Here is a 19,860-nt window from a genome sequence, read left to right on the forward strand (position 1 = left end):
ATTTTTAAATATATGTTAAAAATGATTCATATTTTTTATTTAGTCCATAAACTACGTCAAAATAAGCTTTTTGTAGTCTCTTTGTCACTTCTCCTCTAGCACCGTTACCAATGATGCGGTTATCTATGCTATTTATCGGTGTTACTTCAGCTGCTGTGCCTGTGAAAAATGCCTCGTCAGCTGTGTAAGCCTGATCTCTTGTGATGCGCTCTCTTCTTACTTCGATGTCAAGATCGTGAGCAAGCCTTATGACTGTATCTTGAGTGATGCTAAGTAGGCTGTTGTCGTTTGGTGGAGTGATTAAAACGCCGTTTTCAACGATAAAGAAACACTCTCCTGGACCTTCAGCCACAAAGCCCTCACTATCAAGAAGTAGCGCCTCGTCGTATCCAGCCTCTTTTGCCTCGTAGTTTGCCATTTGTGAGCTTAGGTAGTTTGAGCTAGCTTTTGCTCTATTCATTTGAGCAGCAGGTGCTAGTTTGGCAAAGCTTGAAATTTTAACTCTAATGCCTTTTTCTAGGCCTTCATCGCCAAGATAAGCACCCCATTCCCATGAAGCGATAGCAGTTTGCACTGGTGCTTTTGTGTGAGCTACACCCATTACGCCGTATCCTAAAAATATAAGTGGGCGGATATAAACATTGCCATTATATTTATTTGCACGAAGAAGCTCTATTTGCGCTTTTTCTAGCTCTTCCTCAGTGTAAGGTACATTTAAAATAGTCATTTTTGCTGATCTTAAAAGCCTTTTTGTGTGATCTTGAAGTCTAAAAATAGCTAGACCTTTTTTTGTTTTATAAGCTCTTGTACCCTCAAATACGGCATTAGCGTAGTGTAAAGAGTGAGTTAGAACGTGTACTTTTGCATCGTCCCATTTAACTAATTTTCCATCCATCCAGATAAATTCTGAAGCATTCATTGTTAAACCTTTCTTTTTTCTTAGAAATTTTGGTCTGAGTTTATCTAAAATTGCTTTAAATTTACATTTCTAAGACCAAAATTTGCAGATATTGCCCGCTAAAAACTACTTATCTAAAAGCTCTTGTATGATCTTTGCCATCTCATCGATTGATGAAGCTGCGCTTAAGTTTATTAAGTATTTGCCGCTTACTACAAAAGCTGGCACACCGCTGATACTTGCCACATCATAAGAGGCGAACCATGCGTCTAAAAGCTCTTTTGCTCGGTCGCTATTTAGTGCTTTTTCGTAGTCGTCCTTGCTCACGTGAGCTGTTTTAAGGGCTAAATTTATAAATTTCTCTTTGTCTTTGCCATCACTAAAATCATCTTTTTCATCATGTCTTGCTTTATAGATCGCAAATTTTGCTTGCTTAAATTTTGACTCATCGCTTAGTAGATCAGTGCCATTTGCCTCATCTATCGATATAAGAGCGGCGAAAATTTTACTTGTTGTCTCGCCAAGCTTGCCTTTGGTGCTTAGGTGATATGGGATAAATTTAACCCCATCAAGCTTTGACATCAGCTTTCTTGTGATCGTTCGGTCAAATTTATAGCAGTGTGGGCAGTCGTAGCTAAAGACCTTAACTACCGAGTTTTTAGGCACATTAAGTGGTTTTGCTAAAGTTTGATACTCCACACCTTCAGTTAGTGCTGATAAATTTAGCGCAAAAAATGCACTTAAAATTAGTATTTTTATAAGCTTCATCTTTGCTCCTTATTTTGCTAGATCAGCTAGCACTTTTGCGGCGTGGTCTTTGGCTTTTACGCTTTTGTAAATTTTAACTATCTTACCGTCTTTGCCGATCACAAATGTGCTTCTAACGATGCCAAGATACTCTTTGCCGTAGTTTTTCTTGACCTGCCAAACACCATAAAGCTTTGAAATTTCTTTATCCTCATCGCTTAATAGAATGTGCTTTAAATTTTGCTTTGCGATAAAGCCAACGTGAGACTTCACACTATCTGGGCTAACGCCGATGATAACGGTATCGTTTTTGATAAACTGATCGTAGTTTGCGCTAAATTCGCAAGCCTCGGTCGTGCAGCCTGGAGTGTTGTCCTTTGGGTAGAAGTAAAGTACTACATTTTTGCCTATAAAGTCCTTTAGTGCGACCTTTACGCCATCTTGATTTAGTGCTTCAAACTCTGGCGCCTTGTCACCAACTTCAAGTGTTATCTTTCTCTCCAAATCTGCTTTACTAAATTCGCTCATTTTATCACCTTTCTCTTATCTTCTACGCTTTCGCCGCCTACGCCGATGTTGCTAGCATCGTGAGTTTCTATGAAAATCATCACCGCCTCTTTTTTCTTGCCAAGTACTCTTACAAGCGTCTCAGTCACCTCTTTAAAGACTTGATCTTTTTGCTCTTTTGTCGGCTCTGGGCCTGCTATTTTGATATTAACATAAGGCATTGTTGCTCCTTTTTCAAGATGCAAAATATTAGCCAAAATGAGTGAAATTTCAGATTAAAGCCTTTATTTAAGAATTTGGCATTAAAATACAAAAACTTGTTACTAGGAGCGAAAAATGGACTACAACAAACACAACAAAGGCTTTGTTTGCTTTATGTACGGCTTTGGACGAAGCAGGATAGTTTATGCTGTTTTGATGGTTTTAGTCATATTTTTGCTTGGTTTTTTGACATTTGGCTTAAGTGCTCAAACTGACATTTTAAATTTACAAATAGCCCTTAGTGTCATGCTTTGCGGGCTTTTACTGATCTTTATAAATCCAAAAATTTTTATCATTAAGCTAATTGGCTATTTAATTTCACTTGCTGGCGTTATGATCGCTCTTCACAATGCAAACTTACTAGGCGAAGGCTTTAGCTTATATTTTTACGCAAGCCTAGTTTTTGGCGCATTTATGATGCTTATGCTTCTTAGCTGGTTTGTTTACAACGCAAGAAGTAGCGAGATAAATGAAATTTAGTTCGCTACTCCCATAAGCACGCTTGTGTAGGTGTTTTGCTTAGGCTCTGAGCTTGTTGCATCATTTATATTTATGCGGCCAGTCTCAAGCCCAGCCTTTATGAGTGCTTCTTTTACTGCATTTGCACGCTCATTTGCTAGCTCAACTAGTTTTTCCTTATCCACTTCGATAGCTTTTATTGCCTCTTCTCTTAAGGCTTTATCGCTTTTGTCTTTAGCGTTTGGAACGAGAGAATTTAGCACGGTAATATAATCTTTGCCACTTGAGGCGATTATTTGATTTATCTTTTGATCAAGCTTTTTTTCTTTAAAGTAGAGCACATCTATCTCGGAGTAAGTAGGTGTGATGCTAAGTTTCATCATAGGCTTTGCAGTAGTTAATTTTATAAAATCAGCTATTTTTGGTGCTTCTGAGCTTATTAGCTCGCTACTTCCAGCAAGAAAATCAATAGAACTAAGATCCTTGCTGCCAAGCCCTAGAGCATTACCTAAAAATCTAAACGGAGCTAACGTGATATCAGCAAAGAGCTTTTTAACAGCAGCCCAAATGACACCGCCATATTTAAAGTCAGGGTCGTCTAAATTTCCTTCAACTGGCAGGTCGATATTTATTTGATTGTTTTGATCGCTTAATATCGATATAGCAAGCGAAAGTGGTAAATTTACAGCATCTTTTGAATCAACCTTTTCTCCAAGTGTGAGTGTGTCAAAATTTATAAGATTTGAGCCGTTTAGTTTTGAATCAACAACACTATAATTTAGATTTAAATTTAACTTACCTTTTTTTATTTTATAGCCCAAAAATTGCCCGCTATATGGCGTTATGTCGATTAGATCGATATCTTTAAAATCAAGCTTAATGTCGGTATTTTGCTTTAGCTCAAAAGGAAATAGTTTTGCTGTAATCTGAGAAAAGCCATTTTTGCCAACTGTGCCTTTAAACTCGCCCGAACTTGGACGTTTTTTATCGATGTCAGTTAGCTTGCCGTTTAGATTTGAAATTTTTGTAGCAAATGGCATAAATAGTGACGCATCTGAAAAATCAACCTCGCCGTTGTTAAGTGAGAAATTTTTGATACTAAAATTTAGCTCGTCATCTTTTTTACTAGCCATCTTTTTGCTCTCAGCTTTTTGCTCATTTTGGGCTTTGTTTTTATCTTCTTTTACGATTCTGCTTAGATTAAATTCGCGCTCTTTGCTTAGATGAGCCTTGATAAATGGCGAATTTAGAGCAACTCCAGTAATTTCAAGATTATCTTTAAAAAGTGAAATTTTATCCACTTCTAAACTTTTAAACGCGATTAGCTTTTCTTTATTTTTATCATCTAATCTAATATCTTTTACGCTAAGCTTTGCGTCCGCTTTTATATCTTTTGCATAGTGAAGCTGGGCATCTACGCTCATCTCTCCACTTGAAAGGTCTGCCTCTAAAAATGGCTTTGCGTAGGCAAAATATTTTGGCAAATTTTTATCTTCAAGTTTGATTTTAGCAGTTATATTAATTGGTTCAAGTTTGATCTTTGAGGTTAGGTCTAAATTTAGTTTTTGCGAGCTTTTCATATCCACTTTTGCGTCAAATGGCTTACTAAAATCGCTACTTAAATTTGCTATTTTTACAGACAAATTATCAAATTTATGAGCAATCTTCTCGCCTTCAAAAAGGTGCGTCAAAGCGATATTGGCGTTATTTACATTGATATTTTTTATGTCAAATTTGAACTCATTTTCTTTACTTTTTGAAGCTAATGTATTCTCTTTTTTGGTTTTAGTGCGATGATTGGCTATTTTTACTGGCCCATGCTCACCAAGTCCAAGCTGGTTTATCGCGCTTAAGCCGCTACCATTTAACTCTGAGTTAAATTTTGGTCTATTTATATCGATATTCTCAGCGCTCAAAGCCATATTTAAAATATCAAATTTGATCGTTTTTGTAAGCACATCGGTGATATCTAAAATCTCTTTATTTTTTGCCTTTAAATTTATGCCATTTATACTAAGCTCATCAAGAGTTGCAAGGCTTTTATTAGTATCTTGAGTGAAGCTAATATTTGAGAATTTAGCCCCTGTCACATTTGCATTCGCATTTTTACTAAGTGGGGCATTGATGCCATCAAATGCTATTTTTTCAAGCGTTAGAGTGGTTTTGCTATTTGCTAAATTTGCATTTAAATTTGAGGCATTTATATCTTTTAGATTTACTAAATTTTTACTGGTTTCGTCTATTTTCAGGCCGTTTGCATTTATGCTATTTAGCGTAGCTGTTGCGTTTAGCTCACTTTTTTCATTTAAATTTGCTAAAAGCGAAATATCGTTTAAATTTAGTGATTTTAAGCTTGCTGTTATTGCATTTTTAAATGACACATAGCTTAAATTTATGGTATTTAGCTCTAATTTAGCACCTATCTTGTCTGCTATCTTACTTGATAGATCAAATTTTGGAAGCTCTAGCTCACCAAGGCTTAGTTCATTTTTGCCCTCATCTATGCTTAGTGATTTTACATTTAAAAAGCTGTCCTTTAAATTTATATTTGTAGCGTTCTCGTCGGCAATTAAAACGTAATTTATTCCTAAATTTATGACCGCATTTTTAAGATTTAGTGTGTCGTTATCGATGAAGCTAATCGCGACTGGATCGATACTAAAGTTCTTTATGCTGATATTGCCCTCGATTTTTAAGGGATTTAGCTTGATATCGCCATTTAGATCGATCTTGTGAGCTAGAGTCGAGTTTGAGTCAAAGATATGGCTACCTGCACTATTTTTCTTAGTATTTAGCGAGCTTAGCTCGTAGTTTATATCATCAAAATTTACGTTAAATGGATTTGTTAAATTTTGATCGCTATATGAAAATGAGCCTTTGATGATTTTTGCGTTATTTAAGGCAAAATTTATAGAGCTAGTGCTGTTATCTTCGGTAGTTGCGTTATCGTCGCTTATAAAATTGCTAAAGTTAAATTTTGAATTTTTATCCCTTAAAATTTTGACATTTGGCTCTTGAAGCCTAAAAATATCAACTTCAATTAATTTTTTAAAGATAGAAAATGGCTTTAGCTTGACATCGATTTGCTTTGTGCTAAAAAGTGGCGAAGTAGTGTTTAGTTCAGCATTTGTAGCATTTAGCTCAAAGGTAAATGGATTAAATTTAGCCTCTTTTACAAAAAGCGTTGCGTTGTAGTCTTTTAGATATTTTGGAGCGATATTTTTAATGCCATAAGGTATACCAAAAAATCCAAGAAGAGTATAAATAACTAAAAGTGAAACTACGCAGATGGCTGAAATAAGTGCTGTTTTTTTATTTTTATTCATTGTAAAATTTGCCTTGTTGTTGTCTAAAATAGGGAGAGATTTTACTTCAAAAAAGGTTAAAAGATAGTTAGAAATTTAAAACTTCTATACTATAGATTTACATTTAGCTTAATAACACTTTTATACGATTCGTATTACTATGCAGAAATATTTTTAAACAAAGGGGATGGTGATGAAGAAAATTTTGCTTGTCTTTTTTTTGTTGTTTGGCATTTTTTCTCATGCAAATGAAAATACCGTTGTAATCGCTATTGAGGAGCAAACACCTCGTATAAATCCACTTTACGATGAGGATCACGATCCTACGCTTTCACTCGTTTTTTCGGGGCTTACGAGCCATGATGAAAATAGCAACATCGTACCAGAGCTTGCGAAGTCTTGGCAAGTAAGCAATGATGGGTTGGAGTATATTTTTGAGCTAAGAGATGATGCTTTTTGGCATGATGGGGTGAAATTTAGCGCAAAAGACGTTAAATTTACTATTGAAGCGGCTCAAGATAAGAAGCTAAACGCGCCTGCTATCTCAAATTATGAAGTGGTAAAAAGTGTTGAAATTTTAGGTGATTATAAAGTTAAGATCACGCTAAAAGAGCCTTTTCCGCCATTTCTTGACGCACTTAGTTTTGGTGTTTTGCCTGAGCACATTTTAAAAGGTAAAGATATCTCAACTGATAAATTTAACGAGGCACCCATCGGCACTGGCGCATACAAGCTTGTAAAGTGGAAAAAAGATGAGAGCTTGGAATTTGCGGCAAATGAGAAATTTTACAAGGGCGAGCCAAAGATAAAAAGGGTATTTTTTAAAATTGTTGGTGATGAAAATTTAAGGCTCGTTGGGCTTAAAAGTGGTGAGATCGATGTCGCGCTCATCTCTCCAACTGGTGTAAATTTCATAAAAGATGATAAAAAATTAAGCTTGCTTAAGTTTAAAAGCGCGGATTATAGAGCTTTGATGTTTAACTTTAATGATCCTCTTTTTCAAGATAAAAATGTAAGAATCGCCCTAAACTACGCTATAAATAAAGATGAGATAGTTAAAAATTTATTTCACGGATATGCAAGCGTAGCGAATAATCCTATAGAAAAAAGCTTTGCAAATGACAGCGAGTTTAAATTTAGCTACGATCCGCAAAAGGCCAAAGAGCTACTTGAAAAGAGCGGCTTTAAGAGAAACAAGGCTGGCTTTTTTGAAAAGGATGGCAAGGAGCTTGGCTTTGACATCTACGCCTTTAATAACGACATTTTAAGGGTCAATCTAGCCAAAATTTTAAGCAGTGAGCTAAATAAATTTGGTGTGAGAGCCAAAGCCTACGCAAAGCCAAGAACAGCCTTTAGTATAAGCGAGGTTGATAGCTTTATCATCGGCTGGGGAAGCCCATTTGATCCAGATTTTCACACATATAGAATTTTTGGCGGATTTGCCGATGTGAGTGTGAATGAAAATGGATGGAATTTTAACCACTACAAAGATGCAAACGTTGATATTGCCCTAAAAAATGCAAGATATACAAAGGATGTGGAGCTTAGAAAAAAATACTACAAAGAATTTCTAAAAGCGCTTTTTGAAAATCCACCTTATATTTTCATAGCCTATCTTGACTATCCGCTCGTCTTTAACAATAAAATTTCAGGCATCAAGACGCAAATTTTAGGCCACCATGGAGCTGGATTTTTATGGAACATAAGAGAGTGGCAAGTAAAATAGTGGATAAAAACTTTGTTTAGAGCCATTTTAAAAACAGCGATCTCAAGCCTTGGATTGCTATTTTTCATCTCATTTTTTCTATTTTTGCTCATATATTTTTTGCCAGGCAATGTCACTGACGTGATGTTTTCGAGGAGTGAGGCGGTAAATTTAGCCATAAAAGAGCAAATTTTAGAAAATTTGGGGCTAAAAGATGGCTTTTTTGTGCAGTATTTTAGATGGCTAGCTCACTTTGTCGCAGGGGATTTTGGCACTAGCTTTGTAAGTGGGGCAAGCGTTTTTTTGCTCATTAAAGAAAGGCTTTTAAACTCGCTTATCTTATTTTTTGCTTCGTTTTTTCTGATAGTTTTTTTATCATTTTTCTTGGGGCTTTTAAGCGCCATTTATAAAAACAAATTTGCCGATATCTTTATAAACTTTAGCTCGTTTTTGCTTGCCTCACTCCCTCATTTTTATGTAGCTCTCGTGCTAATAGCGATCTTTAGCGTTTATCTAAACGTGCTACCAAGTTCAGGCGCAAACGAGCTAGGATCTAGCGGCGTGGGGGCTAAATTTATCATCTTGCCAACTCTTGCCATCATCTTGCCACACCTTGGCGCAAATGTGAAATTTGTAAAAGACAGGCTAAATCAAAGCCTAAATGCTGACTTTATCCAGACGGCTCACGCTAGAGGTTTGGGGCGGGGCAAAATTTATCTCTTTGCGATAAAGCACGCGAGCACCGACATAGTCTATTATTTCGCAACCCTTGTAGCTGGCGTTTTTGCTGGCTCATACGTCATTGAGAGTATTTTTTCATTTCCAGGTATAGGCAAGCTTAGCCTTGATGCAGTCATCGCCAAAGACTATCCAGTCGCACTTGCGATCATTTTGCTAACGGCTGTTTTTGTCGTTTTTGCAAATTTGCTAGCAAAAATTTTCGCTATCTTAGCAGATAAGAGAAATTTATGAGAAAAGTCATATTTTTCTTAGCCTGTTTTGTCTTTTTGGCACTTGTCACATTTGCCTTTGTGACGCCGTTTTTCTCTAAATTTGAGCCAAATTTCACTGACTTTATGGCGGTAAATTTAGCCCCAAGTAGCGAGCATATCTTTGGCACTGACATTCTAGGCAGGGACAATCTCATAAGAGTGGCCTACGCACTTAAAAACTCGCTTCTTATCTTACTGCTAGCCGGCTTTTTAACGACGCTTTTTTCGCTCATCTACGCATATTTTGGCACGAGTAAGAGCAGGGTTTGTGAGAGCCTTTTTGATAAGGGGCTTGATGCTTTTTTAAGCATACCAAACATCGTTTTTATAATGCTTTTTAGCTCATTTAGTAGCGGAGATCTGCTTATCACCTCTTTTATCATCGCCGTTTGCTCGTTTATGCAGGGCGCAAAAGTTTTTATGCAAAATTTTAGACTTAATAAAAAGTGCGACTACGCCGAGCAAGCCGTGATAAATGGAGCTGGTAAATTTAGTCTTATCTGCTTTGAAATTTTGCCAAATTTAAAGCATCTAATAGTTAGCATCTTTGGCATAAACGCGATAAACGCGGTAGTCATGGAGGCCACGCTTGGCTTTTTTGGCGTGGGTAGCGACGCAAATAAAATAAGCCTTGGTATCATGCTAAATGAGAGCAAAGAGGCGCTTTTTCTTGGCTCTTGGTGGATGGTGCTTTTCCCTGGCGTGACGCTCTTTTTGCTCATCCTTGCAACATCAATCATCACATCAAATTCAAAAAATGGCAATATAAAAATATGATAGAGATTAAAAATTTAAACGTTTTTTATAAGGATAAGAAGCTTTTGCGTGAGATTGATTTTGAGATGAGTGAGGGTAAATTTATAGGTATTACAGGTGAAAGTGGCAGTGGTAAATCGCTCTTTGCAAAGAGCCTAATAAGGCTTTTTGATGATGAATTTAAAGTGAGGGCGGATAATTTTAGCATTTATAAAAAAGATATCTTAAAACTTAGCCAAAATGAGCTAAAAGAGTACCGAAAAAAGGTTGCTGCGCTCGTTTTTCAAAACTCTATCGCCAGCCTTCATCCGCTCTTAAACGTGGGTGATCACTTTAATGCCTATCTTGGCGGCGATAATAAATCAAATAAAGAGCTTGCATTTAGCTATTTTAGGGAGTTTGGGCTAGATAATGCTAATCTCATCTGGCACAAATACTCATACGAGCTAAGTGGCGGTGAGGCAAGCCGCGTACAGATCGCTCTTGCGCTTTGCTTGAAGCCAAAAATTTTAGTCTGCGACGAGATAACAAGTGGGCTTGATAGCATTAGCGCTAGCCACGTAGCAGGTATCTTAGAGAGTCTAAAAGGCAAGATGAGCGTTATCTTTATCTCGCATGATGAGGCGCTAACGAACTATCTTAGTGATGAGATTTGGCAGATGAGAGATGGACGGCTAAATTTAAAGGAAAATGCGTGAAAATAAGGCTCAAAAACGTCTCAAAAAGTTTAAGCTTTAAGGAACATTTTAACGCTAGAGCTGAAGTGCTGCACCTTTTAGAGGGGATAAATTTCGAGCTTGATGATGGCGAAAATTTAGCCATTTTGGGTCAAAGTGGTAGTGGCAAAAGCACGCTTGCAAAGCTCATATCATTTAGCGAGCCAAAAAGTGGGGGTAAAATTTATATAAACAATGAAGAGATCACGGACAAAAATGAGCTCAAAAAAGATATCAGATATATCTTGCAAAACCAAAAACAAGCCCTAAATCCAGCGCTAAAAGTAAAAACAGCCATCGCTCACGTGAGGTCGTATCTTAAGCTTAGCTTTAGCGAAAATGAGCTTAAAGAGCTTTTGGCAAATTTAAATTTAAAAGATGAAATTTTAGAAAAATATCCATCTCAGCTAAGTGGAGGCGAGGCGACAAGGGTCGGGATATTGCTAGCTCTTCTTTCAAAGCCAAAAATTTTGATCTGTGACGAGATAACAAGCGGGCTTGATAACGAGACAAAGCAAAAGATCATAAATTTGCTTTTAAGCTTAGATGAAAAGATCAGCATTATTTTTATCACGCACGATATTTTAAGTGCGATGAAGATAGCGCAAAAAGCGCTAATAATCGAGGCTGGCAAGCAGGTGGCGTGGGGTAAATTTGATGATCTTGCGAGCCAAAATGTGCTTAAAAAATACCTTGATGCTACAAAAATTTATAAAAATAATCTTTGATATAATGCGAGCAAAAAAGGTTAAATTTTGCTAGTTCACATCTGCTGCTCGGTCGATAGCCACTACTTTTTACAGCGCCTACGAAAAGATCATCCAAATGAACGAATAGTAGGCTATTTTTACGATCCAAATATACATCCATATAGCGAATTTTTACTGCGTTTTGAGGACGTGAAGCGAAGCTGCGAGAAGCTAGGTATCAAGCTAATATGCGGCGAATACGACTACGAAGCGTGGCTTAGTGGCACAAAGGGACTTGAAGATGAGCCAGAAAAGGGCAAAAGGTGCGAATACTGCTTTGATTTTCGTATGAAAGACTCCGCTAAAAAGGCACTTGAGCTTGGTCTAAATAAGATCACGACGACACTTTTGATGAGCCCAAAAAAGGACTTTACTCAGCTTAAAAAGGCACTTGATGAGGCGGTGGCTGGCTCAAATTTAGAGGCGGTCGCAGTTGATTATAGAAAAAATGGTGGCACAAGCGAGCAGTTTATCCTCGCTAAAAAGGACAAACTCTATCACCAAAACTACTGCGGCTGCGTCTTTGCGCTAAAAAAACAGCGCGACTCGCAAAATTTGCCCCAAAGTGAGCTAATGAGCGAGCTGTACGCAAGGGCGCTTTATGGCAGCATAGAAGCTAGGCTTGAGCTTTATAAAAAGGTGTGCGAGTACGAGGCGAGAGGTGAGAAATTTCACCTGTTTAGAAGGCGATTTTTAAACTACAGGCTTTTACGCGCTTATGTAAAATTTGAAGGTCATGTGACACCGAGCTACTTTGTGCTTTACTCTGGCTTTAAAAGAGAGAATTTAAAGCTTAATGTAGAGCATGCTTGCGAAATGGACGATGAGCTAAAAGAGGGTACAGTCTTTATGAATATAGAGCGCTTTAATAAATTTACAAACAGCAAATTTAAAAGCGTTGATGAGCTTTGCAAAAGACCGCTTGAGCTTGGTGAGGAGCTAAAATTTCGCCGTGATATAAGTGGGGAATTTTCGCAAAATCCTATCATCATCTTAGACGAGGTCAAAAAAGGCAGCTACGAAATTTACGCAAAGGCTGTTTTTTACAACGACAGCGAAGAAATTTTGGTTTTAGAGAGCTAAATTGATATCCATTAAGGCTAAATTTCAGAGATTTTAAAAGAGGCTAATAATTTTTTTCTTAGTATAAATTTGTTACAATCGCCAGAAATTTACATTACTAAGGCTAAAACGTGATAGACGTCGTAGAAATTCAAAAAATTCTTCCACATAGATTCCCATTTTTACTTATAGATAGAGTTGTCGAGCTAGAGCCAGCTAAGAATATCGTAGCTTACAAAAATGTAACCATTGGCGAGCCGATATTTCAGGGGCATTTCCCAGGTCACCCGATCTATCCTGGCGTGATGATAATCGAAGGTATGGCGCAAGCTGGCGGTGTGCTAGCGTTTAAGAGCATGAGTGATGAGCATCAAGCTGGTATTGAGAATAAAGTAGTCTATTTTATGAGCATTGACGGAGCGAAATTTCGCCATCCAGTCCGCCCTGGAGATAGACTAGAGTATAGATTAAATGTGCTAAAGCACAAAGGAAATATCTGGGTGCTTGAAGGCAAGGCATACGTAGATGACGCACTTTGCGCTGAGGCTGAACTAAAAGCGATGATAGTCGATAAATAGGCTTTTGCTTAAAAAAGAGAAACAATGAAAAATATCCACCAAACAGCAGTCATAGAAGATGGAGCGATCATTGGAGATGATGCAAATATCGAGGCTTATGCATTTGTAAGTAAAGATGCAGTCCTTGGCAATAACGTCACGATAAAGCAAGGCGCAAGGGTGCTTGGCAAGACTAAAATCGGCGATAACTCTCGTGTATTTAGCTATGCGATCGTGGGCGATATCCCGCAAGATATCAGCTATAAAGATGAGACTGATACCGGCGTTATTATCGGAGAGCACGCAACTATACGTGAATTTTGCACGATAAACTCAGGCACGCACAAAGGCGATGGTATAACAAGGATCGGTGATAATGCCTTTATCATGGCCTACTCTCACATCGCACATGATTGCATCATTGGTAACAACGTCATTTTGGCAAATAACGCAACACTAGCAGGCCACGTCGAGCTTGGTGATTATGCTGTTGTTGGCGGTCTTACGCCAATTCATCAGTTTGTTAGAGTGGGTGAAAGCTGCATGATAGCAGGTGCAAGCGCGCTTAGCCAAGATGTAGTGCCATTTTGCCTAGCTGAGGGCAACAGAGCATATATAAGAAGCTTAAACTTAGTTGGCATTAGACGTAGATTTGACAAAGAGCAGGTTGAAGAGCTAGTTCGCGCTTATAAATTTTTGTTTAATCAAGGCATCAGTCTAAAAGATCAGGCAAACGAGCTGATCGCAAAAACCAGCGATGAAAATGTTAAAAAAATGTGTAAATTTATATTAGAAACGACAAGAGGAATTCCGCTTGCAAAAGGAAGAGATTAATGGCTAGAAAGTGTAATTTTTGTGGAGAGGCTGAGTCTGCCGAGAGAAGGCTACTAGCAGATATAGAAGGGAATGCCTATATATGCGAGTATTGTATCGCTGCTGCATACGATATGATACATGGAGATACTAGCGTAGAAGAGAGTAAAAATGACGAAACGATAGAGTATCAAAAGCTCACACCAAAGGAGTTAAAAGCGGTACTTGATAACTATGTGATCGGTCAAGATAGGGCTAAAAAGGTCTTTAGCGTCGGCGTATATAACCACTATAAGAGAATTTTTAAACAAAGCGACATCAAAGACGATACTGAAATTTCAAAATCAAACATCTTGCTTGTTGGCCCAACTGGAAGTGGTAAGACGTTGATGGCTCAGACTTTAGCGAGATTTCTTGACGTACCTATCGCTATTTGTGATGCTACGAGTCTAACTGAAGCTGGATATGTTGGAGAAGATGTTGAAAATATCCTTACTAGGCTTTTACAAGCTGCAAATGGTGACGTGAAAAAGGCGGAGCAAGGCATTGTCTTTGTAGATGAGATCGATAAGATCGCTAGAATGAGTGAAAATAGAAGCATTACAAGAGACGTTTCAGGCGAAGGCGTACAGCAAGCATTACTAAAGATCATCGAAGGAAGTGTCGTGAACATCCCACCAAAAGGTGGTAGAAAACATCCAAACCAAGACTTCATCCAGATAGATACGACAAATATCTTATTTGTTTGTGGCGGTGCATTTGATGGACTTCTTGATATCATCGAGAGAAGAGTTGGTAAAAACGTACTTGGATTTAACCAAGAAAAACGTGGCAAAAATGAAAAAGAAAATTTACTAAACCTACTTGAGCCAGACGATCTTGTAAGATACGGCCTCATTCCAGAGCTTATTGGCAGACTTCACGTAGTAGCTACTTTAAACGAGATAACAAAAGAAGATATGGTGAAAATTTTAACCGAGCCAAAAAATGCGATATTAAAACAATACCAAAAGCTTTGTGCGATTGACGGTGCTACGCTTAAATTTGATGATGAGGCACTTGAAGAGATAGCGAGCCTTGCTATCGAGCGAAAGACTGGAGCAAGAGGGCTTAGAAGTATAATGGAAGAGCTCATGACAGATATAATGTATGAGCTGCCAGAGTTAAAAGAGTATGATATTGTTATCTCAAAAGAGACTGTAAAAGATAAGGCAAAGCCAATTTTAATAAAACACGATAAGAAAATAGCGTAAAGGAAATAGATGTTTTTAGATCAGGTTGTAGGTTTTTTCTCAAGTGATATGGGTATAGATCTAGGTACCGCAAATACACTTGTTTTGGTAAAAGATAAAGGCATAATAATAAATGAACCTTCTGTTGTTGCAGTAAGGCGTGAGAAATATGGCAAACAAAAAATTTTAGCGGTCGGACATGCCGCAAAAGAGATGGTAGGAAAAACTCCAGGCGATATAGAGGCAATAAGGCCGATGAGAGATGGCGTAATTGCGGATTTTGATATGACTGAGCGCATGATACGCTATTTTATAGAAAAGACTCACAAAAGAAAAAGCTTTTTACGCCCAAGGATCATCATCTCAGTTCCTTATGGGCTAACCCAGGTCGAAAGAAAGGCTGTTAGAGAGAGTGCTTTAAGTGCTGGAGCAAGAGAAGTATTTTTGATCGAAGAGCCTATGGCAGCAGCGATTGGCGCAAATTTACCAGTTCGTGAGCCACAAGGTAACCTAGTAGTTGATATCGGTGGTGGTACGACTGAGATAGGTGTTGTCTCGCTTGGTGGTCTAGTTATTTCAAAATCAATCCGCACAGCTGGCGATAAGATCGATATTAGTATTGTTAATTACATAAAAGAGAAATATAACTTACTAATAGGTGAGCGAACTGGCGAGGAGATAAAGATTGCCGTAGGTTCTGCTGTACAGCTTGAAAAAGAGCTAAGCGTAGTAGTAAAAGGTCGCGACCAGGTAAGTGGCCTTTTGAGTAGAGTCGAGCTAACAAGCGAAGATGTAAGAGAGGCGATGAGAGAGCCACTAAAAGAGATCGCAGATGCGCTTAAAACTGTGCTTGAGATGATGCCACCTGATCTTGCTGGCGATATCGTAGAGACTGGTATCGTACTAACTGGCGGTGGAGCGCTTATTAGAGGACTTGATAAATTTTTATCTGATATCGTTAAACTTCCAGTTTTTGTAGCTGACGAGCCATTACTTGCGGTTGCTAGAGGAACGGGCAAGGCACTTGAAGAGATTGGGCTTTTACAACAGCTGACAAATGAAGAGTAAGATTGTTCTTTTTGTTTTTATAGCATTGCTTGCTACGGCCTCAGTTTTCAAGGGAGAAATTTTAAGTAATCTTTCTATCGGGTTTAGTAACTATGCTACAAATTCATATGACAATTTTGCTAAAAGCGTGAAAGACTATATAAACGAGTATTTTAGGCAGGCTAGTGAGATAGAAAAACTAAGAGCGCAAAATGAAGAGCTAGAGCGCTCAGCCACGCTTCTTTCTACTTTTGCGAACGAGCTAAATCAAATTTTAAAAGATAAAAACTCAACTGCCTACGCCCCAGCTGTAAAGCTAGTAAAAGGGCTTAGCTACGTTCATATTGGGGATTATAATAAAATTTGGATAAGTGAGTTTGAAGGATACGACCCAAATAAAATTTATGGACTCATCTATCAAGGAAATAGCGCTGGCATCGTCATCGCAAAAGATGGCAAGCCACTAGCTTACTTGCAAAATGACCCAAAAAGTATATTTGCAGTTTATATAGGAAATGACAAAATTCCAGGCGTCGCGCATGGAAATCAAGGCCAAATAATGGTGAAATTTATCCCGCAATGGCTCAGTCCAAAAGAGGGCGACGAGGTCTTTACGAGTGGGCTTGACGGGATATTTTTTAGTGGAGTGCCAGTAGGGCGCGTGAGTAAAATTTTAAAAGAGAGCTCCTATCAAAGCGTGATAGTTGAGCCTTATGTGAAGCTAAATATACCAAACTATCTATACGTTGTAACAAAGGAAAAATGATGCCAAAAAGAACAGATATAAATACCATTTTGCTAATCGGCTCAGGCCCTATCGTCATAGGTCAAGCCTGCGAATTTGACTATTCAGGCACGCAAGCAGCCAAGACGCTAAAAGAGCTTGGATACCGCGTAGTGCTCATCAACTCAAACCCAGCCACCATCATGACTGACCCAAATTTTGCCGATGCAACGTATATTGAGCCGATCACAAAAGATAGCATTTTAAAGATCATCGAAAAAGAAAATATTGATGCCATCTTGCCAACGATGGGTGGTCAAGTGGCGCTAAATGCCGCTATGGAGGTCTTTGAGAGTGGACTTTTAAAGGATGTGAAATTTCTTGGTGCAAATCCAGAAGCGATAAAAAAGGGCGAAGATAGACAAATTTTTAAGGCTACCATGCAAAAGATCGGCATGGATCTGCCTGAGAGTAGATATGCCTACAACATGGACGACGCACTAAATGCAGCAAATGAGATAGGCTTTCCGCTCATCATAAGGGCTAGCTATACGCTTGGTGGTGCAGGAAGTGGCGTGGCTTATAATATGGACGAATTTAAAGAGCTAGCCAACACCGGCCTTGACGCAAGCCCAATACATGAAATTTTGATAGAAGAGAGTTTACTTGGCTGGAAAGAGTACGAGATGGAGGTCATCAGAGATAGAAATGACAACTGCATTATCGTCTGCTCGATCGAAAATTTCGATCCAATGGGCGTGCATACAGGCGATAGTATCACGGTCGCACCAGCTTTAACGCTCACAGATAAAGAGTATCAGGCTATGCGTGATGCAAGCTTTGCTATACTTCGTGAGATCGGCGTTGATACTGGCGGCAGCAATGTGCAGTTTGCCATAGATCCAAAAACGGGCCGCATGATCGTTATCGAGATGAATCCACGCGTTAGCCGAAGCTCAGCGCTAGCAAGTAAGGCTACTGGCTATCCGATCGCAAAGGTCGCGACACTGCTCGCAGTTGGTTTTAGCCTAGATGAGATCAAAAACGACATAACTGGCACGCCTGCTAGCTTTGAGCCGGTGATCGACTACATTGTGACAAAAATTCCTCGCTTTACATTTGAGAAATTTCCAGGATCAAACCCATATCTAGGCACCGCGATGAAGTCAGTTGGCGAGGTCATGGCGATTGGTAGGACATTTAAAGAGAGCATCCAAAAGGCGCTTTGCAGTCTAGAGCGCGACCTTTGCGGATTTAACAGCCTTAGTCTAGAGAAAAATGCCTTGGTTTATGGCATCAGAAATGCAAACGAGCAGAGAATTTTATACCTAGCACAAGCCTTTAGAGATGGTTTTAGCGTGGCTGAGGTGCATGAGTTTAGTAAGATTGATCCATGGTTTTTAGAGCAAATTTATGAGATAGTTAAATTTGAAGATAAGATCGACATGGATATCTTAAACAACGAAGAGCTACTGCGAGAGGCCAAAAGCATGGGCTTTTCAGACAAGATGATAGCTGTGCTTATAAATGAAAAAGACGATCTTGAGCTTAGCCAAAATGATATCTATTTCGCTAGGCAGAAGCTTGGCATCGAGCTTGAATACAACGAGGTCGATACTTGCGCAGGCGAGTTTAAGGCACTAACGCCATATCTTTACTCAACCACAAATATCACTAAATTTCCTAAAAAAGAGCTAGCAAAAGACGCTAAAAAGGTGATGATAATAGGTGGCGGTCCAAACAGGATCGGTCAGGGTATAGAGTTTGACTACTGCTGCGTACATGCAAGCTACGCCCTAAGAGACCTTGGCGTAAAAACGATAATGTACAACTGCAACCCAGAAACCGTCTCAACAGACTACGACACGAGCGATATTTTGTATTTTGAGCCGATCGATTTTGAGCACGTTAGAGCAGTCATCGAGCGTGAAAAGCCAGACGGCGTGATCGTGCATTTTGGCGGCCAAACTCCGCTTAAATTTGCAAAGCGCCTAAGCGTGATCGGCGCTAAGATCATCGGAACAACTGCAAGAGTGATCGACGTGGCCGAAGATAGAAAGAAATTTAGCGAATTTATAAATAAAATCGGCGTCCTTCAGCCTAAAAATGACACCGCCACTAGTTTAGAAGAAGCCTTGCAAAAAGCCACGACTATCGGCTATCCAGTGCTCGTTCGCCCAAGCTACGTTCTAGGCGGCAGGGCGATGAGAAGGGTACACAACGAGAGCGAACTAAAAGAGTATATGAGCGAGGCGGTAAAGGTTAGCAACCACTCGCCAGTGCTACTTGATAAATTTTTACAAGATGCGAAAGAGCTTGATGTGGATGCGATATGTGACGGCAAAGAGGTCTATATCGGCGCGATAATGGAGCACATCGAAGAGGCTGGAATTCACTCTGGCGACTCAGCTTGCATACTGCCACCGATGAGTTTAAGTGATGAAATGATAAAAAAAGTGGAGAAGCAAACCAGAGATATTGCTCTAAATTTAGGCGTCGTTGGCCTTATGAATATCCAGTTTGCCATCTATGAAAATGAGCTTTATATGATCGAGGTAAATCCTCGCGCGAGTAGGACTGTGCCATTTGTGAGCAAGGCTACTGGCGTGCCTATGGCAAAGGTAGCGACAAGAGTTATGTGGCAAGGAAATTTACGTGAAGCGCTTAAATTTTATGATGATTACAAGGTGGTTTATGAAGATGGCGACATCCTAAAACCTCGCGTTAGCTCGCATATTTGCGTAAAAGAGTGCGTGTTGCCGTTTAATAAGCTAAGTGGCGCCGATCTCATCCTTGGTCCTGAGATGAAGAGTACGGGCGAGGTCATGGGCATAAGCCACGACTTTGCAAGCTCATTTGCAAAGAGTCAGATCGCTGCGAGCAATACTTTGCCAAGCAAGGGCAGGGTCTTTTTAACACTAGCTGACGCTGATAAATCTTACGCACCTGATCTTGCAAAAGAGCTAATAGCGCTTGGCTTTAGCATCATTGCAACTGGCGGTACGCATAAAATTTTAAGTGAAGCTGGCGTTGAGGCTGAGTTTGTCTATAAGATAAGCGAGGGCAGACCAAACGTCGAAGATAGGCTCAAAAACGGCGATATCGCACTTGTTATTAACACAAGCGATACAAAATCAAGCGTGGATGATGGTAAAAAGATCCGTCAAAACGTGCTTAGATTTAAAATCCCATATTTTACAACGATCCGCGCAGCACTTGCTGCTGCTAAGTCGCTAAGCTCAGTACAAACCGGCAAAGCACTTGAGGTAAAAAGCTTACAAGAGTATTTATCTAAAAAGTAATAAATTTAAGGCAGTTTAGCTTATAGCT

Annotated in this window: 18 protein-coding genes; 13 read left to right on the forward strand and 5 right to left on the reverse strand. The window is 39.1% G+C overall.

Features of this window, described 5'->3' with window-relative positions; all coding sequences use genetic code 11:
- Positions 1–4: 4 nt before the first annotated feature.
- The 4 genes from F3G75_RS08545 to F3G75_RS08560 all read right to left on the reverse strand — a co-directional run bounded on the left by F3G75_RS08545 (position 5) and on the right by F3G75_RS08560 (position 2,373).
- On the reverse strand, positions 5–919 hold the full coding sequence (locus F3G75_RS08545; protein WP_149717248.1) for a branched-chain amino acid transaminase: 915 nt from the start codon (positions 917–919) through the stop codon (positions 5–7).
- A gap of 105 nt (positions 920–1,024) precedes the next feature.
- Positions 1,025–1,666 carry a thiol:disulfide interchange protein DsbA/DsbL gene (locus F3G75_RS08550; RefSeq protein WP_149717249.1) on the reverse strand — a complete coding sequence of 214 codons (642 nt, stop codon included), beginning with the start codon at positions 1,664–1,666 and terminating at the stop codon, positions 1,025–1,027.
- 9 nt (positions 1,667–1,675) lie between these two features.
- A complete protein-coding gene (bcp, locus tag F3G75_RS08555) occupies positions 1,676–2,173 on the reverse strand; it encodes a thioredoxin-dependent thiol peroxidase (protein ID WP_085657869.1) in 498 nt (165 codons plus the stop codon).
- On the reverse strand, positions 2,170–2,373 hold the full coding sequence (locus F3G75_RS08560; protein ID WP_085657868.1) for a tautomerase family protein: 204 nt from the start codon (positions 2,371–2,373) through the stop codon (positions 2,170–2,172). Before F3G75_RS08560 ends, bcp begins: the two co-directional genes overlap by 4 nt.
- Positions 2,374–2,488: 115 nt before the next feature.
- Between F3G75_RS08560 and F3G75_RS08565 the strand changes: the two genes are divergently transcribed.
- Complete coding sequence (locus F3G75_RS08565; RefSeq protein ID WP_149717250.1) at positions 2,489–2,893, forward strand: hypothetical protein; 405 nt, start codon at positions 2,489–2,491, stop codon at positions 2,891–2,893.
- On the opposite strand, the gene F3G75_RS08570 is transcribed toward F3G75_RS08565, so the two are convergent.
- A complete protein-coding gene (locus tag F3G75_RS08570) occupies positions 2,890–6,198 on the reverse strand; it encodes a DUF748 domain-containing protein (protein WP_149717251.1) in 3,309 nt (1,102 codons plus the stop codon). The two genes, F3G75_RS08565 and F3G75_RS08570, sit on opposite strands and share 4 nt — an antisense overlap.
- 172 nt (positions 6,199–6,370) lie before the next feature.
- Between F3G75_RS08570 and F3G75_RS08575 the strand changes: the two genes are divergently transcribed.
- The 12 genes from F3G75_RS08575 (at position 6,371) to carB (ending at position 19,832) form a co-directional block, all read left to right on the forward strand.
- Complete coding sequence (locus tag F3G75_RS08575; RefSeq protein ID WP_149717252.1) at positions 6,371–7,903, forward strand: ABC transporter substrate-binding protein; 1,533 nt, start codon at positions 6,371–6,373, stop codon at positions 7,901–7,903.
- A 12-nt stretch (positions 7,904–7,915) separates the two neighbouring features.
- The gene (locus tag F3G75_RS08580; RefSeq protein ID WP_149717253.1) at positions 7,916–8,854 is read left to right on the forward strand and encodes an ABC transporter permease; all 939 of its coding nucleotides are present in this window, start codon (positions 7,916–7,918) and stop codon (positions 8,852–8,854) included.
- A complete protein-coding gene (locus F3G75_RS08585; RefSeq protein ID WP_149717254.1) occupies positions 8,851–9,651 on the forward strand; it encodes an ABC transporter permease in 801 nt (266 codons plus the stop codon). The genes F3G75_RS08580 and F3G75_RS08585 overlap by 4 nt, the downstream gene beginning before the upstream one ends.
- On the forward strand, positions 9,648–10,328 hold the full coding sequence (locus F3G75_RS08590) for an ATP-binding cassette domain-containing protein (RefSeq protein WP_149717255.1): 681 nt from the start codon (positions 9,648–9,650) through the stop codon (positions 10,326–10,328). The genes F3G75_RS08585 and F3G75_RS08590 overlap by 4 nt, the downstream gene beginning before the upstream one ends.
- Complete coding sequence (locus F3G75_RS08595) at positions 10,325–11,074, forward strand: ATP-binding cassette domain-containing protein (protein WP_149717256.1); 750 nt, start codon at positions 10,325–10,327, stop codon at positions 11,072–11,074. Before F3G75_RS08590 ends, F3G75_RS08595 begins: the two co-directional genes overlap by 4 nt.
- A 27-nt stretch (positions 11,075–11,101) precedes the next feature.
- Positions 11,102–12,178, forward strand: a complete 1,077-nt coding sequence (locus F3G75_RS08600) for an epoxyqueuosine reductase QueH (protein ID WP_149717257.1) — start codon at positions 11,102–11,104, stop codon at positions 12,176–12,178.
- Between the two features lie 110 nt (positions 12,179–12,288).
- Positions 12,289–12,735, forward strand: coding sequence for a 3-hydroxyacyl-ACP dehydratase FabZ (gene fabZ / locus F3G75_RS08605; protein WP_021091063.1), 447 nt, complete (start codon positions 12,289–12,291; stop codon positions 12,733–12,735).
- Between the two features lie 24 nt (positions 12,736–12,759).
- Complete coding sequence (gene lpxA / locus F3G75_RS08610; RefSeq protein ID WP_107811573.1) at positions 12,760–13,548, forward strand: acyl-ACP--UDP-N-acetylglucosamine O-acyltransferase; 789 nt, start codon at positions 12,760–12,762, stop codon at positions 13,546–13,548.
- On the forward strand, positions 13,548–14,780 hold the full coding sequence (clpX, locus tag F3G75_RS08615; protein WP_149717258.1) for an ATP-dependent Clp protease ATP-binding subunit ClpX: 1,233 nt from the start codon (positions 13,548–13,550) through the stop codon (positions 14,778–14,780). Before lpxA ends, clpX begins: the two co-directional genes overlap by 1 nt.
- Positions 14,781–14,789: 9 nt before the next feature.
- Positions 14,790–15,827 carry a rod shape-determining protein gene (locus tag F3G75_RS08620; RefSeq protein ID WP_149717259.1) on the forward strand — a complete coding sequence of 346 codons (1,038 nt, stop codon included), beginning with the start codon at positions 14,790–14,792 and terminating at the stop codon, positions 15,825–15,827.
- Entirely contained in the window at positions 15,817–16,572 is a 756-nt protein-coding gene (gene mreC, locus F3G75_RS08625; protein WP_149717260.1) for a rod shape-determining protein MreC, read from the forward strand. Before F3G75_RS08620 ends, mreC begins: the two co-directional genes overlap by 11 nt.
- Positions 16,572–19,832, forward strand: a complete 3,261-nt coding sequence (gene carB / locus F3G75_RS08630; RefSeq protein ID WP_149717261.1) for a carbamoyl-phosphate synthase large subunit — start codon at positions 16,572–16,574, stop codon at positions 19,830–19,832. The genes mreC and carB overlap by 1 nt, the downstream gene beginning before the upstream one ends.
- The last annotated feature ends 28 nt before the right edge of the window (positions 19,833–19,860 follow it).

The sequence above is a fragment of the Campylobacter concisus genome (assembly GCF_902460705.1).
GTDB lineage: Bacteria > Campylobacterota > Campylobacteria > Campylobacterales > Campylobacteraceae > Campylobacter_A > Campylobacter_A concisus_Z.